The sequence below is a fragment of the Caproiciproducens faecalis genome (assembly GCF_019448085.1).
Lineage (GTDB): Bacteria > Bacillota > Clostridia > Oscillospirales > Acutalibacteraceae > Caproiciproducens > Caproiciproducens faecalis.
The window spans coordinates 267,821-284,609 of sequence record NZ_JAGFNZ010000001.1 but is presented as its reverse complement, the minus strand read 5'-3'; the positions used below and the strand labels follow the sequence as shown (position 1 = coordinate 284,609).

At 49.0% G+C, this 16,789-nt stretch carries 12 protein-coding genes; 2 read left to right on the top strand and 10 right to left on the bottom strand.

The features are described 5' to 3' along the window. Positions 1–217: 217 nt before the first annotated feature. The 10 genes from J5W02_RS01340 to J5W02_RS01295 all read right to left on the bottom strand — a co-directional run bounded on the left by J5W02_RS01340 (position 218) and on the right by J5W02_RS01295 (position 13,243). Positions 218–1,189: a sugar-binding transcriptional regulator gene (locus tag J5W02_RS01340; protein WP_219963856.1), complete on the bottom strand. Its 972-nt coding sequence runs from the start codon at positions 1,187–1,189 to the stop codon at positions 218–220. Positions 1,190–1,400: 211 nt separating this feature from the next. Next, positions 1,401–2,237, bottom strand: a complete 837-nt coding sequence (locus J5W02_RS01335) for a hypothetical protein (RefSeq protein WP_219963855.1) — start codon at positions 2,235–2,237, stop codon at positions 1,401–1,403. A 101-nt stretch (positions 2,238–2,338) separates the two neighbouring features. Continuing rightward, positions 2,339–3,904, bottom strand: coding sequence for an FGGY-family carbohydrate kinase (locus J5W02_RS01330; RefSeq protein ID WP_219963854.1), 1,566 nt, complete (start codon positions 3,902–3,904; stop codon positions 2,339–2,341). Positions 3,905–4,360: 456 nt separating this feature from the next. Next, on the bottom strand, positions 4,361–5,680 hold the full coding sequence (locus J5W02_RS01325) for a RuBisCO large subunit C-terminal-like domain-containing protein (RefSeq protein WP_219963853.1): 1,320 nt from the start codon (positions 5,678–5,680) through the stop codon (positions 4,361–4,363). A gap of 276 nt (positions 5,681–5,956) precedes the next feature. Then, positions 5,957–6,556 (bottom strand): HAD family hydrolase, encoded by a 600-nt coding sequence (locus tag J5W02_RS01320; protein WP_219963852.1) that lies wholly within the window; start codon positions 6,554–6,556, stop codon positions 5,957–5,959. A gap of 23 nt (positions 6,557–6,579) precedes the next feature. After that, positions 6,580–7,368: a response regulator transcription factor gene (locus tag J5W02_RS01315; RefSeq protein WP_219963851.1), complete on the bottom strand. Its 789-nt coding sequence runs from the start codon at positions 7,366–7,368 to the stop codon at positions 6,580–6,582. Further along, on the bottom strand, positions 7,361–9,148 hold the full coding sequence (locus J5W02_RS01310) for a cache domain-containing sensor histidine kinase (protein ID WP_219963850.1): 1,788 nt from the start codon (positions 9,146–9,148) through the stop codon (positions 7,361–7,363). Before J5W02_RS01310 ends, J5W02_RS01315 begins: the two co-directional genes overlap by 8 nt. Positions 9,149–9,264: 116 nt before the next feature. Continuing rightward, positions 9,265–10,935 carry an ABC transporter permease gene (locus tag J5W02_RS01305; RefSeq protein ID WP_219963849.1) on the bottom strand — a complete coding sequence of 557 codons (1,671 nt, stop codon included), beginning with the start codon at positions 10,933–10,935 and terminating at the stop codon, positions 9,265–9,267. Then, complete coding sequence (locus J5W02_RS01300) at positions 10,932–12,017, bottom strand: ABC transporter ATP-binding protein (protein ID WP_219963848.1); 1,086 nt, start codon at positions 12,015–12,017, stop codon at positions 10,932–10,934. Before J5W02_RS01300 ends, J5W02_RS01305 begins: the two co-directional genes overlap by 4 nt. Positions 12,018–12,184: 167 nt before the next feature. Next, complete coding sequence (locus J5W02_RS01295; protein ID WP_219963847.1) at positions 12,185–13,243, bottom strand: ABC transporter substrate-binding protein; 1,059 nt, start codon at positions 13,241–13,243, stop codon at positions 12,185–12,187. 248 nt (positions 13,244–13,491) lie between these two features. Here J5W02_RS01295 and J5W02_RS01290 point away from each other — a divergent pair, with 248 nt between their 5' ends. Both J5W02_RS01290 and J5W02_RS01285 read left to right on the top strand, forming a co-directional pair. Further along, positions 13,492–14,904 carry a phosphoglucomutase/phosphomannomutase family protein gene (locus J5W02_RS01290; protein WP_219963846.1) on the top strand — a complete coding sequence of 471 codons (1,413 nt, stop codon included), beginning with the start codon at positions 13,492–13,494 and terminating at the stop codon, positions 14,902–14,904. A 79-nt stretch (positions 14,905–14,983) separates the two neighbouring features. Beyond that, entirely contained in the window at positions 14,984–16,699 is a 1,716-nt protein-coding gene (locus J5W02_RS01285) for a HAMP domain-containing methyl-accepting chemotaxis protein (protein ID WP_219963845.1), read from the top strand. Positions 16,700–16,789 lie beyond the last annotated feature (90 nt).

Sequence of the window (16,789 nt, the reverse complement as noted above, 5' to 3'; positions counted from 1 at the left end):
TCCCAAAATGACCCCCGCCAGCCCAGAAAACAGACGATAACAAATTGCGGGTTTTCTGAAACGAAATCAGAAAACCCGCAATATTGCAAGGATGTTTCAAAGGAGGTCTTACTTTCACGGGAAGGTGCTTCAAACCAATATTTTAAAACATCATCTATATAAACAGACACGGATACAAAGTGAGAAGGGAGGTACCCGCACCCGTTTCCGACCTCTTTCAAAGCGCGTTCAGGGCGCTTGCAAGATAGTAATCAATGACAAGAACGTCGACCAGATTTCCCTTCAGCAGGGCACGGATGGCATACGCCTTTTTGCTGCCGGAGGCCACCACGATTTTACAGGGAATCTGCCTGTATGTATCAAGGCAGATGGAAAGGGTCCTGTCCTTTAGGCTGCTTTCACACTCCTGACCGTCCCTGTTGATGAAACGGAGAGCAAAGTCGCAGCAAACCTTCTGCTCAATCAGTTCCTTCATTTCATGGGGCTTCAGATATCCGGAGGAAGCCAGCAGGGAATCCACGCTGGGATAAAACACCCCGACCCCGCTTACGGAGATATTAATGTATTTCAGTAAGGAAAATATTTTCTGGAATTTCGCGTCATCCTGAATCTGATGGCAATGTTCCCTGCTGTCGGCAAGGCCGTTCGCGCATATCGATACATTTTTTCCGCCGAAGGCCATGGCGGCACGCCGTACAAGGTTGTTGACCGCCAGCTTTTCGTCGCAGTCGGCAATGCTGCCGTGCATTGTGATGACTTTGGCGTTCACCTTGCGACAGGGGTTCAGATACTGGATCAGATGATACATCGTACCGCCCCAGCTCATGCCGAGAATATCGTCGTCCGTAACGATCCGCTGTACATAGCGGGCCCCTTCCAGAGCGACCCTTTTCTTGGTCTCCTCTGGATTCAGAAGCTTTTCCGGTTCCAATACCGGGACGACGATCACCGATTTCAGACCGTAGCGGCTCATGATTTTTTTCTCCAGATCAATGCAGTCCGCAAACGGCTTGGAAATTTTGAATTCAATGACGCCCTCGTCTACCGCTCTCTTCAGAAGGCGCGAGACGGTAGGCTTGGAAATGCCCAAATCCTGCGAAATTTCTGCAAGAGTCCTTTTTTCAATGTAGTACAGATACGCAACGGAATCCATAATGCAAACAGACTGATTGTACACTTCGCTTTTCATTACTCTTTCCTCCCATAGTGATATCCGGCACATAAAAATCCACCATTAGGTATTGAACAGCGTCTACTTTGATTATATCTATCAATTATTGTATAATGACAATCATGTCTGAATTTTGGGAAAAATCTTATTTTACAAATTACGCTCCTGCCGCCCCACGGCCAATGACCGATGAGGCGGCATATAGGAGCTGAATGCCCGGCGTTTTCGCTCAGGCAGGGAAGACAGTGAATATAACGAGGCTTAAAGTAGCGATCGTGGACGCGGGAGCGTCAATATGGGAGTCCACATTGGAGTTGATGATATTCTGATACAGTTCAAACACAATGCAGGCAAGCACCCCAAACAGGACTCCTGTCAGCACGCTGCCGGAGCGAAGGGTCGCGTAGCCCGCGATCAGGGTAACATGGTGGGTAACGGGAAAATCGCCGTCCCTGAGGAAAAAGATAAGAGAAAGGGCACTGATGTAAAATCCGGTCGTCGCAATGCCTGTCAGATGGACGGCATAGGCAGCCACGGCCGCAACCACCAGACCGACCAGTAATTTAAAGACCCAGTGAGAGATGCCTTCCTTATGAAAAAGAAGGTTTTCATTTAATTTGGGATTTACAATCGTACGGTTGCCGAACAGCAGCCTGACGATAAATCCGGAAAGCATCACCGTCAAAGCGCCCGCGTCCAGCGGCAGCTTGAAATAGACGGCCAGGTTCAGGCACAGAAAACCGAACAGGCCGAAAATTCCCCCAACCAAAACCGTCATCGGGTCCTTTGTAAAACCCAGCGCTTTATTGAGGTTCAAGCCATTAATATCGTATTTCCTTTTATTGGCGGCAAAGGCCAGCGCCGCCACGCCGCCCGCAAAACAGATACATGGGGTGAACAGCGTGTATTCCACAGTCTGCTGCAGAACCGCTGCCGCCGGCACGTTTCCCATAGAAAGAAAAGTGACACCGACAATACCCGCGATGACAAAAGCCGGGTTTCCTCCGACCAGCGCTCCAATACATCCTCCTGCAAATGCTCCTATCACACTAACAGCGTTTACCATTTTCATTCCTCCTGTAATATAGATTGATAAAATCCGTATAAGGAAGCTTCCGCCCGATCCTTACAAACTGCGGGAAACTTCCGTCGGTTCTTACGGATCGCTCAGCGGTATTTTTCTTGAAACGCCGTAACGGCGGAATAGGCTTCTCCGTTGAGCGCCTGATACACTTTTTTCCAGGTCTGGTAAGCATCTTCATAAATTGGAACATTTTTTGGATTCGGTTCGTAGCGTTTTGTAACCTTGACCATGTGTTCGGCGGCTTCCTCAAAATCCTGATAAATTCCGACACCGACAGCCGCGACCATGGCGCACCCAAGTCCCGTAGCCTCTTCCACCGCCACGGTCTCACAGGGTCTGTTGTAAATATCGGCCTGCATCTGGCACCAGAAACCGGACCGGGCGACTCCCCCGGTCAGCCGGACAACATCAAAATTGGGAACATTTCCTTTGACCATGGCTTCCAGCATATCGCGGATATCGAAGCAGATCCCCTCCATCGTCGCTCGGACAAGATCGTTCCTCGTATGGGCAAAGGTCATCCCTATGTAAGTGCCGCGCGCATCCGCGTTGTAATTGGGCGTGTTCGCCCCCTGCAGGTAGGGAAGGAAGAAGCATCCGTTCGCACCCGGGCCGGACTTCTGGGCCGCTTTCGTCAGAAAGTCATATGCCTCCAGCCCCAGGTACTTCGCGGTCATACTTTCCACATCACAGAATTCGCCCTTAAACCACTTGAAAGCGCTGCCCGCGGCATTCGCCTGCCCCTCCATGACCCATGCTCCATCAGGTGTTCCCAGTATGTAGCATTTCTTTGCCGGATCCCTCAGCAACCTGGTGGATTTTCCAGCCGTAATACCCGCCGTACCGCCGCAGGCATAGCCTGTGCCTTCCTTGACGCAGCCGCAGCCGAGGCATCCCGCCTGCTGGTCGCCTGTACCCATGACCAATGGAGTCCCAACCGCAAGTCCGGTCTTTTCCGAGATTTCGGGAGATACCTTTCCGATGATCGTTCCCGTCGTTTTCAGAGGAGCAAGTTTGCCAATGTCCACCCCAAATACCTTACACAGATTTTCACTGTACTGAAAATCCGGTCCGTTCAATTGAAGCCACGGAGTGTCATTGATGTCATCATAATAATCGTCGGCACCATAAGCTTTTGTCATAAGTCCCATCATAGTGTGGATTCTGACAGCATTCTCATACGACTCCGGTTTCTTTTCCTTTACCCACTGCAATTTTCCGGACGGATTAACACCGCCCAGCGGCATCCCGCACATATCGTACAAGTCGTCCGGCGTCATTCCCGCAGCCGCAAGCTGCTCCCTCATTTTGGGGAGCATTTCGGCGCTGCGCAGATCCTGCCAGATAATGATCGGCGTGGTAAATCCACCGTTCCGATCGCGCGTCACCATGGTACAGCGGAACATGTCGAAGCTTACCCCGGCAATTTCTTCCGGATCAACACCACTGTTCTTAATGGCAAGCCTGGTTGTCTCATGCAATACCTTAATAAGTTCCGGTCCGTCACACTCTACCCGTCCAACCGCCGGATAAATGAGAGGATTCATGATCTGTCCCGAGCCCAGGCAGTTGCCCTCCAGATCAAAAACAAAAGATTTGCTGCTTGTTGTTCCACAGTCTACGCCAACTACGTATTTTTTCTGTTTCAATACAATTCCCCCCGTAATTTGTTTTTTTACTGCACTTCTTCAGTTCTGACCCAACTAAGAAGCCCTGCTGTAACCAACTCCAACCCTTTTAAAAAACTTTTCTCCCAATCTATTACATCCATCTTTAACTCTGAATGGTTTCAGATGGTTTCGGGACTAAGCTATTGTCACAGAAAAGTTGCCAATCTGTTCCGATTCATCCCCATAAACGGAGCCATGAAGCAGCACCCTTTTCTAACTGGGTAGTTGTAAACAAATATAAGGAAAAGGCACCTTCCATATTGGTACTAACTAAATAAGCGCAATACGGAAAGTGACCCATTGTTGTTTATCCAAAATTATGAACTCTATTGTTCAATTTCGAAATATTATTTTTAAATCTGACAGCTGAATGCGCACACCGGCACATTCAACTGTCTTGTAATATCACTATTCTAAGGTATCGGTGAAAACAAATCAGCCCTTGAGATCAAAGATTCCTGTTTTGCTTTCCTGATAGTAGCCCCAAGCGTCAAACGCCGCCTGCAGCTCCTTGTGCTGCTTTGCCGCTTCCAGCATGTTCTGCCCGGACACAGCGGCGTCGATTGCCTGACGGAATGCTTTTGCTCCGGCCCTCGGCCCCATCGGATGGCCGTGGATGCCGGCGCCGCTCGCGATCATAACATCGTTGCCGAACTTCTTGACAACGTCTTCCACATGACCCTGTGTCGTGCCGCCGCCCGGCATTGGGAATACCGCCTTGAGGTTGCCCAGAGGTGACAGCATCTTGTATCCGCTGTCCACAAACGTGTCCATCATCATTGGGAATTTGCCGTATGGTGTCAACGCGATAATCATATCCATACCGGCCATTCTTGGCAGTGTCGCGCCAATCAGTGTCGCGCTCATACCGGACCACGGTGACTCGTAAACCGCACCTGTATAATCGGAATGTCCCAAAATCGGAACATTAATATTCTTGTCCTCGGCGATCATTCTGCTTGCATCCAGTCCGACCGAGTTATAGTTAAGCAGCAGTGCGTTTGCTCCGGCTTCAATGGCTCTGTATGCATTGTCTCTCAGATTCTCTGTTTTGTCCGTAATGTTAAAGGCATAGAGCGTCTTTTCGCCCTTCTCCTCGTCCGCGCGTTTCAGAGCGGCCATGACCGCTTTTACTCTTTCTACCAACGGGCAGTGAACAGGATTGGAGATCAGCTCGTCATCCTTGATTACATCCACGCCGCCTACGGCAGATTCAAACGCCAGCGCCGCCGTTGCTTCCGGTGAAAGACCCGTGCAGGGTTTAATCATGTTGTTCAGCAGCGGACGATCATAAACACCGAGAAGTTTCCTGATGCCCGGTACGCCGAATTTCGGGCCCTGGAACTCATTCAGGAAAGAATCCGGGAACTCAAGGTCTAACAGCTTTACTTTCCCTGAGCTTGAAATGTTGCCGATGACGGCACTCAACAGCATGGCAAACTGTGCATTGCCGAAATTGCCTGTCGGATAGGCGATACGGATAATAAAATGTCTTTCTTCGACATCATTCGGAATTTCAATCTGGTAAGCGGGCGTCTCATATACACCAACTACCCTACCTATGCATTTCTCACGCACCTCGGCGGTTTCCTGTGGTACCTGAATCCAGGTTCCGCAGGTTTGCTCACATGCCAAAGCGGCAGCAAACTTCATCATATTGGTGTTCCGTTTTGTTGCGCAATAATAGGTTGCGATGACAAAACGGTCCTTTTCCAGTGCTTCCGGGTATTGAATAATAATAGGATCAATATACATAATTGTTCACTCCTTCTTTGTTTTCTACGGCTATGTATTTCCTATGGCATTATTATAACTACCTAAAAATCATAAGAAAATATTGAAATTTATTTCAATAATATCTAAAAATTTAGGCTGATCTTTCACAGACGGTTTTTGTAAAACAGCAAGGAGAAACCTTCAAAAAGTAAAGAAGCCGTTCCCTTCCTCCTAAGAGGAAAAGAACGGCTTTTAATCACATATTGAACTAAAGCGGTCACATACAGAAAAATGATTTTTTCTGAAGGGATATTTTTAAAGGACGTGATTTTCTTCAAGATATCGGGAAAGCTCTTTCGCCCCTCGGAAAAGATGTGCGTGGAACCCCGCTTTCTGGGCTCCGTCAATGTTCTGCTGCAGGTCGTCGACAAAAAGGCATTCGCCGCTTTGAAGGCCGTACCGCTCACAAAGGCAATCAAAGATGGCAACATCCGGTTTGACCAGCTTTTCTTTTGCGGAAACAATAAATCCGTCAAAGCTGCGGAACATATCCACCTTATCCTGATATTGATAAAAGCGGAGACTGGTATTGGAAAGCAGATAAATCCGATAGCCTTTTTCCTTTAGCCGTGCCACAATTTCAGGCATCCCTGTCATCGGCGTCAAATCGGAGTGCCAGTTGTCCATTGCCCTTTGCACCACATCGGAATACTGCGGGATTCTGGCGCAGACCTGAGCGACGGCGTCCTCCTCCGTAATACTGCCCGCGTCCAGTTGCTCCCACTCCGCGGACCGAAACAGCTCTTTGAGCACTGCGGCCGCGGCTTCTTCATCCTGCGTAATTGTTTTCATATAATCGTCTGGGGTATAGGCGAGCAGTACGTTCCCCATATCGAACACCATATTTTTTATCATCGGTTATCATGCCTTTCTCATACTTAATCCAGACCTTCGCGGAACTCTTTCGGAGTGACCCCCACCAGTTTCTTGAAAATCATACTGAAATAACGCTGGTCTTTGTAGCCGATCAGATTAGCAACTTCATATATTTTTCCGTTCGGTTTTTTTAACAGTTCACATGCTTTTTTAATGCGGTAATAAGCCAGATAATCCCCAAAGGTCTGGCCTACCTGATTTTTGAAAAGACGGCTCAAATAGCTCTCACTGATAAACAGGCTGTCGGCTACGCTTTTCACACTGATGTCCTTCTGATAATTTGAGTTGATATGCTTTACCGCAAGGGCAACATAGTCATTATCCTTTTTTTCATCCAGCAGGTACTCCTTGAACAGCATGACCCGGCTGTCTGAAACATCATTCATTTTATCCTGAATTTTGTTGATCCGCTGCTTGTCATGGACGGCCTCACAGGTGCTTTTCAGTGCGGCGTCAAGATCTTCGTCATCAATCGGTTTCACTAAAAAATCGCGCACGCCCAGCTTTACCGCCTTTCGGGCGTAATCAAACTCACTGTATCCCGAGATGATTACAAACTCCGGCTTCAGCCCTGCAGCCTTGACCTGCTCGATCATGCCGATCCCGTCAAGTCCGGGCATACGGACATCCGTAATCACGATGTCGGGCCTGATGCGCTCGATTTCCCGGACACCTTCTATCCCGTTGGAGGCTTCCCCCACTACTTCACATCCGTATTTCTGCCAGTCCGTGGTCAAAATCAGACCCTTCTTCACCAGAACTTCATCCTCAACGACGACGACTCTAATCATGATCGGAACCTCCCATATTTTCATTTCCAAGCGGTATCGTTGAAAAAGGCATTGTGATCCGTGTGATTGTGCCGACATTTTCTTTGCTTTGTATTTTTAGCCCGTAATCCTGACCGTAATACAGCTTGACTCTTTTGTCTACGTTTGCAATGCCGATGCTGTCGCTGTCAAGCGCTTTCGCGTGGGCGGATTTTTTAATGCTGTTCAGCTTTTCTTCGCTGATCCCCACACCGTCATCTTCCACCTGAAAGATAATTTTGTCGTCCTGCCGCCAGCCGCGGATGATTAAGTGCGCTTTTCCGATTTTATCTTCAATGCCATGAATAATCGCGTTCTCAACAATCGGTTGAATAATAAATTTCGGAACATAACAGTCCATAATCTCTTCATTCACCTGTATGGAAACATCAAATTTGTCGTCATACCGTATTTTCTGAATGGAAAGATAACTGCCGACCAGCCCGATTTCCTCCGAAATCTGCACGGACTCTTTCTGGTTGCGGATACTGTTTTTCAGAAGCTTTCCCAGCTGGGAAACGATCAGCACAATATCGTCCACGCCGTTCAGCTTGGCGAGCCATTTGATGGAATCCAGCGTGTTGTAAAGAAAGTGGGGATTGATCTGGGAGTACAGGGATTTCAGCTCCGCCAGGCGCAGCCGGTTCTGTTTTTCCAGATTGGTGGCAAACAGCTCATTCAATCGGTCAAGCATTGAGTTCAGATTGCGCCCGATATAGCCGAATTCGTCATCATTGTGTACGACGACGCGTGCGTTTGTATCGCCGTTCTGAACCTTGTCCATGGTCCTCATAATGGCGTTCAGGGGCTTGGTCAGGCTGCGCACCAGCATGGGCGAAATAAGCACGCACAGGAAAATGGCGCCCAGCGCAACCGCAATGGCGGTGTCCATAATGTAATTGCTGTTGATGACGACCAGCTCAATCGGGACCGAGGACATGACGCGCAGGGGGTAGTCCCCGGGGGTGACATCCCATGTGATGATGCGCTTCGGCTTTTCCAGATAGAGTTTTTTGCTGTCCTGTGCCTGCAGCATTTGATTGCGGAAGTTCATATCCATAAAAATCTGGTTCTGCCCGCTGAAGATCTCGTCATAAAGGAAATAGTTGTTTTGATCCACAACGGCATACCGGATGGGAAGCGATACGTTGACCGTGTCAAGCGCGGTCTGAAACACATCCGACGGAATGTCGAGAATCGCGTAGGCAATGATTTTCCCATTTTTCCGGATGGTGTTGGCCACCGACATACAGTAGTTCTTTCCGCTTGGCGAAACATAATGGTTGGAATACATGACGGTCCCGTAGGATTCGTTCAGTTCGCGGAAGATTCCCCACTCCCGGTGGTTTCGGATGTTGTAGGCTTCCGGTATCACAGAGGTGGAAATCTGAAAGGTTCCGTCCGCCTTAATCAAGTGCATCGTTACATTGGACGACTTGCCCGCCAGCAGGATATACATTTTCTGATAAATGCTGGTGCTCTGCTCCGGGGTAACGTCAGAATTGCTGATTTTCTGTACGGTATCACTGTCTGTACAAAAATACGACAGCGCGGACCGGTACTCGCCGATCGTCTGCTGCAGGCTCATCGCGGCGTTATTCACGGTTTTCGAGGACTGGTTTTCCACGTTCCGCAAAGAAACATTGGAGGAAATGATGTAGGTAAGCGTTCCCAAGACCGCAACCGGTACAATACTGATTACGGCAAAGCAAATAAAAAGCCGCGCAAAAAAGCTTATTTTTAACTTCTTCTCAGAACGCATATCCTCACCATCCACAATCTATTAAGAACATTATACAATGGTTTCCGGCATTCGGAAAGCCTGTTACAAAAACAGGGGAGCTGACATTTTCTGCCTGCTCCCTTTTTTCCTTTGTATCAGACCACGGAAACCCTGCCCTTGCTGACCCAGTTGAACAGCAGCAGCGACAGAATGGTGGCCACCGTCAGAATCGACGCCAGCGCTGCGGCCGTGCCGAAACTGGAGCGGACAACTTCGGTATAAATTGCGACCGAAATCGTCGCCGTTTTTCCGCTGTAGAGCATAATGCTGGAACTCAGCTCATTGATCGTGGTAATCCAGCTCAGGATCGCGCCGGACAGTACGCCGGGCGCCATCATCCTCGCCGTTATTTTAAAGAAAGTGCGCATGGGGGATACGCCAAGGTTAATAGACGCTTCCTCAATACTGGGATCAATCTGGTACAGCAGCGCACTGCTGGAACGGATGGTATAAGGCATTTTTCGGATGACATACGCAATAATCATAATGACTGCGGTGCCGGAGAGCATGAGCGGAGGTTTGTTGAACGCGACGAGCATGCTGATACCGAGTACCGCGCCGGGAATGACATAGGGGAACATCAGAAGCAAATCCAGCGTACTGCTGATTTTACTCTTCTTTTTGACGACCAGATAGGAGAGGAGCATTCCGAAAATGATAATAATGATGATTGCTATGATGGAGAACGTAAACGTATTGGTAATGTTTTTGGACAGCTTGTAGAAGATTTTTTCATAGCTGTCCAGACCGAAGCCCTGCACAAAAATCGGCCCGTTCGTCTTGATAAAGGACGTAACAATTACGACGATCTGCGGTAAAAACGCAACACCGGCAACGAGCATGCACAGTGCGGTCAGCAGAATCCGCTTGCCCTTGGAAAGCTCTTCCACAATTGGGGGGCGAAGCGCGGTCATCACATAATTTTTGCGTGCCACCACATATTTCTGAATCAGCAGAACCGCGGTGGAGCAGCAGATAATAATGACGCTGAGCGCTCCCGCCATATTGGCGTTGCCGCCCATTTCGCTCATGTACTCCTCGTACACCAGAACGGGCAGAACCTTATAGCCTTCCCCGATCAGCATTGGGGTACCGAAGTCCGCCAGTGACGACATAAAAGCCATAATGGCGCCTGCTGCGAGTGTGGGCATAATGACCGGCATGGTGATGGTCAGTGTTCTTCTCAGTTTGCTGGAGCCGAGGTTTTCGGCTGCTTCCTCCAGAGAACGGTCAATGCTCGACATGGCTCCGGAAACATATAAATAAACATAGGGAAAGAATTTGAGGGTAAACACCAGTACAATTCCGCCGAATCCGTAAATTGGCGGTGTGATGATACCGATTTTCGCAAACGCGTTCGTAAAGAGCCCGTTTCTGCCGAGCAGCATAATCCAGGAGTAGGCGCCGATAAACGGAGGGGACATCAGGGACATGATAATCAGCATATTGATGCATTTTTTCCAGTACACGTTAAACCGGCTGGTTATGTACGCAAGCGGAACACCGATGATGATGGCCAGAATCGTAGATACCCCGGAAGTCGCAAGGCTGTTCCACAGGGTACGGTAATAATACTGCTTGGTAAAGAAAACTTGATAAAATTTCAGGGTGAATTTTCCGTCACTGCCGAGAAAGCTGTGAAAAATAACGGAAAAGAACGGATAGACCAGAAACACCAGCAGCAAAAGCATGGAACCGTACTTTACAAGATTCCAGAAATTAAAGTACTTTGCAAAGTTTCTATGAGAAGTATTTTCGGTGCTCATGAAAACACCTCGGTTCCTTCTTCGTTAAACACGCTGATTTTTTCCGGATGAAAGCTCAGGCGCACCTTATGGCCGATATCACGGACAAAATCAATATCCTTCGTGTATTCGTTCGCCTGTACGACCTGCCCGTTTTCGAGTTTGATCTCATAGTTGGCGAAATCTCCGAGGAAGGTGTACATCTGAATTTCACCGGGGATGCCTGATCCGTTTTCGTCATCGACAATAAACTGTTCCGGACGAACCGAAATCTTAATTTTCCCCTGAAGATCTTTCTTCAGTTTCAGCGAAAAGTCATATCCGGCGTCCAGCTTTATGTGAGCGGTGCTATCGCCGTCCAGCCGTACAACATTCCCTTCCATAAAGTTGGAGGTACCGATAAATCCGGCAACAAAAGAATTCTGTGGCTTTTTGTAGATGGTCGCGGGCGTGTCAATCTGCATGATGCGGCCCGCATTGATAATGGCAATCCGGTCCGAAATCGCCAGCGCCTCTTCCTGATCGTGCGTGACATAGATGGTGGTGATATTCAGGTCTTTCTGCAGCTTGCGGATAATCGTGCGCATCTGCACCCTCAGCTTTGCGTCCAGATTGGAAAGCGGTTCATCCATCAGAAGAACGCCCGGCTTAATGACAATCGCTCTGGCAAGGGCAACGCGCTGCTGCTGGCCGCCGGACAGCTCGGACGGCTTTCTGTCCTTCAGATTCTTAATCTGCACCAGCTCCAGAGCCTCCATTACCTTGGGTTCAATCTCGCTTTTCGGCAGCTTGCGCGCTTTCAGTCCGTACGCAACATTGTCAAAGACCGTCATGTGCGGAAAAATAGCGTAATTCTGGAACACCATGCCAATATCGCGCTTATAGGCTTCTATATCGTTAATTACTTTGTTATCAAAATAAATTTTTCCACCGTCAATTGTGTTAAACCCCGCTATCATTCGAAGCAGTGTGGTTTTGCCACAGCCGGAAGGTCCCAGCAGCGTAAAAAACTCACCTTGTTTGATCTCACATGAAATATCATTTACTGCAATAAAATCATCATATCTCTTTATTACATTACAAATTTTTACACCATGGCTCAATTTGTTCAACCCCTTTAAACTAACACTGTTACACACGCTTTCCCAAAGCATCCGCGCCGGACGGTTCCGGCGTATGATAGAAAGCGTGCAGGCGCTCATCTGCTTTTAACGCCTGCACGCAAAGACTCCTGACTTGCGTGGAATTTGTCAAAACCGCATTTCCGCAGTTAACCGACAACTACCTCTTTCCACTGTTCCATAATCTGTGTTTTCTGAGAAGAAGCCCAGTCAAAATCGTAATTTAACAGTTTAACGTCCTTCATTTCCGGAAGATCCTTCGGAACCTGGGTGTCCAGACGAACGCCTCTTCTGGCAAAGTCGGTCGCCATCATGGTCTGGCATTCCTTGCTGAGAACAAAGTTCATGAAAGTTTCGGCGTTTTCTTTGTTTTTGCAGCCCTTAACCAGCGCAATACCGTCCGGAACAGCCGAGGTGCCTTCCGACGGATAAATGATGCCAACATCCGCTCCGGCCTGCACATATTTAATGGCTTCCTTTTCCAGCGTTAAGCCAACGCTGTACTCGCCGTCGGATACTTTTTTGTAAACGTCGCCGGAGGAACCGAGGATTTTTCCGTCCAGATTGGAAACAAACTTCTTAATGAAGTCCCAGCCCTTGCCGTCATCTTTGCCGAACGCGGTCAGCATGGTGCAAAGGATGGTGTAGGAAGAACCGGATTTTGCAGGATCCGCATAAGCGATCTTTCCCTTGAATTTGCCGTCGATCAAATCGCCCCAGCCCTTCGGAACATCGTTTGCCCCGACCAGCTTTTTATTATACATAATGACCATCGGCAGCGGGGACTCACCGGTCCAGAGACCGTCTTTGCTGACGTACTGTTTGTCAATGCTGTCCATCTCGGCAGGGGTAAACTTATCGAAATATTTGCTGTATGCCGCAAGGGAGTCCGCTCCGCCGCCCCAAAACACATCGCATTGCGGGCTGTCGCTTTCCGCCTCCACACGTTTGAGCAGTTCACCGGTACCGGCGGCAACCAAGTCGACTGTAATGCCGGTCTTTTCCTGGAATTCCTTGATTCCTGCATTCAGCGGGTCAGCCGGATGCGGAGAATATACCGTAACATGTTTGGAATTTGACGCCTGCTGTTCCGACGCCTGACTGGCATCTGTTTTACCCTGGGATGATGCACTTTCCGGGCTGCCGCATCCGGCTAATGCGCCGGCCAGCATGGTTATTGCCAAAAGTGCGCTGAAAAACTTTTTCATAACTCTTCCCCTCTGTTCGTAAAAATTTTGAATTCTGGGGGCCTTGCCCCGCGTTATCTTGTATTCATTATTGCATCTTGACTGGGCAAATACAATGTGACGATTCTGTACTTTTGTAGAGGATTCTAACATGTTCACTAAAACCATAGAGTTTTTTGCATAAAACTGTGCAATTTGTAAGCATTCAATCTTGAAAATTGAAATTTCCAATGATAGAATAACCCCAGATTCTACGGGAGGGGTTATATATGATTCAATTTGGTACCGGCGGATTCCGCGCAATTATCGGTGAGGACTTTACACGGAGCAATCTGGAACTGCTCTCCGCAGCCTTAGCAAAAATGATAAAAAAAGACCATTTGGAAAACCATCCGGTTGTCATTGGGTACGACCGCAGGTTTCTGTCCGATCTAGGGTCAAAATGGATTGCCTGCACTCTTGCGGCAGAAGGCATCGGGGTGCACCTCATCAACCATGACGCTCCGACACCCCTGATTATGTTTCAGGTTTTACAGGAAAACGCCGCCTACGGGATGGCGGTTACGGCGAGCCACAACCCTGCAGAATACAACGGGGTAAAGCTTTTTACTTCCGGCGGGCGCGACGCGACGGAAGAGGTCACTGACCGGGTGGAGAAGGAAATCTCCGGTATCCGCCCTTCGGAAATCCGCACGATGGAATACGAAAAGGCGGTTGAAGACGGGCTGATCGTGGAAATTGACCCGCAAAACCATTATATCGACAGCATTCTGAATGTTATTGATATTGAAGCGATTAAGAAAAAAAATCTGAAAATCCTTCTTGATCCCATGTTCGGGGTCAGCAAAACAACCCTGCAGACCATTCTGCTGACCTGCCGCTGCAATGTCGAAGTGATCCATGACCGGCATGATACTTTGTTTGGGGGAAGGCTTCCCGCGCCGAACAGCTCGACGCTGACTCATTTAGCCCAGATGGTAGTGCAGAACGGCTATGATCTAGGGATTGCCACGGACGGCGACGCGGACCGCATCGGCCTGATTGATTCCAGCGGCACTTTCATCCATCCCAACGATATTCTTGTCCTGCTTTACTATTATCTTCACGAATACAAGGGCTGGAAAGGCGCCGTCGTGCGCAGCATTGCCACCACTCACTGCCTTGACCGGATGGCGGAGAGCTTTGGAGAAACCAGCTATGAGGTTCCGGTCGGCTTCAAGCACATCTCCTCCAAAATGGAGGAAACCGACGCGCTCATTGGGGGAGAATCCTCCGGCGGGCTGACCGTGCGCGGGCACATTCACGGTAAGGACGGCGTTTACGCCGGCTCTCTGCTGGTGGAGATGATGAGCGTTATGGGCAAATCTTTGCGCGACATTCTCGACGAAATTCACCGAAAATACGGTAATTTCGTCATGGACGAATTTGACTGCCGGATGACAGGTGAGCGGAAGGAAGAACTTCAGAAACTGCTTTTTGAAGAAAAACAACTGCCGCTGTTCGATTTGACGGTAGAAAAAATCTCTTACTTGGACGGATGCAAGGTTTATTTTAAAAACGGAGGATGGATTATCTGCCGTTTTTCAGGAACCGAGCCGGTGCTGCGTATTTTCTGCGAAATGGAAAACGCTGCCGAAGCCGAACGCATCAGCCGCGTATTCCGTGACTTTCTGGGGTTATGAATAGAATAAGCTGACCCCATGGCTGATTCCGGCTGGCAGAGTGAAAGAACGGAAACACGATTGAAGAGGGTATGTAAAAATGTTGAAAAATAAGAAGATCGGCAGAAAACTGGCACTTTCTTTTATTTTTGTAACGATCGTCTGCAGCATGAGCGGTATTGTCGGGTTTCTCGCAGTAGCCAACACAGAGGCAGAATACAGCAGCGCTCTGGTAAACTACGGTTTTGGTCAGGGGGAAGTCGGTCTGTTCAATACAGGGTTCAAAGACAACAGCGCCACACTCCGCGATATTTTTTACACAACAGATGTAAAAGACCGGAATTCCTATATGAATCAGCTGGAAACCTCAAATGATCAGGTAAACACCTGGTTTAAAAATATGAAAGGCAGCATGACCGGCAAAAAGGAGATCAGCCTCTACAACGACATCAGTGAGAATTTAGAAAAATATGCATCCCTGCGGTCGCAGATCGTTGATCTTGTAAAAAGCGGCAGCATGGATGACGCCCAGAACATTCTCAGCAAACAGGCTACCCCGCTCGCCAATAAAATATTTACCGACACCAGTGCGCTGGTCAGTGAAAAGACGGAAAGCGGGCGGCAGCTGTCAGCCAGCCTGGCAGTACAGTCCGCCGTGGCAAAGGGGATCATCCTTTCCGCTATTTTACTGGCTGTCCTTCTGTCCGTAGTCATCACGCTGAAAATGTCCCGTGGAATCAGAAAGCCGCTGAAAGAAATGGCGGATGCCGCCGACAAATTGGCTGCCGGGGATTTGAATTTTACCATTCAGACCAAATCAAACGATGAAATCGGCCAGCTGGGAGCCGCTTTTGAAAAATCGTCTGCCGCCATCCGGGAATATATTGCCGACATTAAACGGATGCTCTGTGAAATGGAGCACGGCAATCTGACCGTCGGCACCGACCTGGAATATATCGGGGGCTACATGGAAATCAAGGAATCATTTTACAGTATTTTGCTTTCTTTGAATCAAACGCTCGGACAGATTATTCAGGCGGCGGAACAGGTCTCCGGAGGAGCAGGTCAGGTCTCGCAGGGCGCTCAGTCCCTGGCGCAGGGCGCGGCCGCACAGGCCAGCTCCGTAGAGGAACTCACCGCCACCATTGCGGAAATATCCGAAAATGTTCGGTCGAACGCGGAACAGGCCGCCGGTGTCAGCGGGAATGTAAATACCGTTCTTGAAGAAATAGAATTGAGCAACCGGTATATGGACGAAATGGTCGCATCCATGCACAGCATCAGCGAATCCTCCAGCCAGATCGGAAAAATCATAAAAACCATTGAGGATATTGCTTTTCAGACCAATATCCTTGCTCTGAACGCCGCCGTGGAAGCGGCCCGGGCGGGCACCGCAGGAAAAGGGTTTTCCGTAGTGGCCGACGAGGTGCGGAATCTGGCGAGCAAAAGCGCGCGGGCCGCAAAAGACACGACCGCTTACATCACCGCTTCTATGGAACAGGTGGAGCACGGTACCAGGATTGCGGACAAGACGGCAAAATCCCTGCTTCGGGTCGTGGAAAGCGCTAAGGAAGTAACCGGTACCATTGAGAAAATTTCATCCGCCACAAATCAGCAATCGAGAGCAATTGCTCAGGTAACCGTCGGAGTGGAACAGATTTCGGACGTGGTGCAGACCAATTCCGCCACAGCGCAGGAAAGCGCCGCGGAAAGCGAAGAACTTTCCGCGCAGGCACAATCGCTGAAAAAACTGGCAAATCAGTTTACCTTAAAATCCATGGCGGCAGACAAACTAACATTTGAATGCAGCAATTGAGGTATCCACAGGCACGGTCGAGAAAAGCACCATTCCCTTAGTCTGAATCGCTGATATAACGAATCCCCCAATCGTAGTTTGTTGTCTACG

Excerpts from the sequence above, each read along its gene's own strand:
- J5W02_RS01325 (WP_219963853.1), bottom strand. The coding sequence starts at position 5,680 with ATGTATATTGATCCTATTATTATTCAATACCCGGAAGCACTGGAAAAG.
- J5W02_RS01335 (WP_219963855.1), bottom strand. The coding sequence starts at position 2,237 with ATGGTAAACGCTGTTAGTGTGATAGGAGCATTTGCAGGAGGATGTATT.
- J5W02_RS01290 (WP_219963846.1), top strand. The coding sequence starts at position 13,492 with ATGATTCAATTTGGTACCGGCGGATTCCGCGCAATTATCGGTGAGGAC.
- J5W02_RS01295 (WP_219963847.1), bottom strand. The coding sequence starts at position 13,243 with ATGAAAAAGTTTTTCAGCGCACTTTTGGCAATAACCATGCTGGCCGGC.
- J5W02_RS01310 (WP_219963850.1), bottom strand. The coding sequence starts at position 9,148 with ATGCGTTCTGAGAAGAAGTTAAAAATAAGCTTTTTTGCGCGGCTTTTT.
- J5W02_RS01315 (WP_219963851.1), bottom strand. The coding sequence starts at position 7,368 with ATGATTAGAGTCGTCGTCGTTGAGGATGAAGTTCTGGTGAAGAAGGGT.
- J5W02_RS01305 (WP_219963849.1), bottom strand. The coding sequence starts at position 10,935 with ATGAGCACCGAAAATACTTCTCATAGAAACTTTGCAAAGTACTTTAAT.
- J5W02_RS01340 (WP_219963856.1), bottom strand. The coding sequence starts at position 1,189 with ATGAAAAGCGAAGTGTACAATCAGTCTGTTTGCATTATGGATTCCGTT.
- J5W02_RS01320 (WP_219963852.1), bottom strand. The coding sequence starts at position 6,556 with ATGATAAAAAATATGGTGTTCGATATGGGGAACGTACTGCTCGCCTAT.
- J5W02_RS01285 (WP_219963845.1), top strand. The coding sequence starts at position 14,984 with ATGTTGAAAAATAAGAAGATCGGCAGAAAACTGGCACTTTCTTTTATT.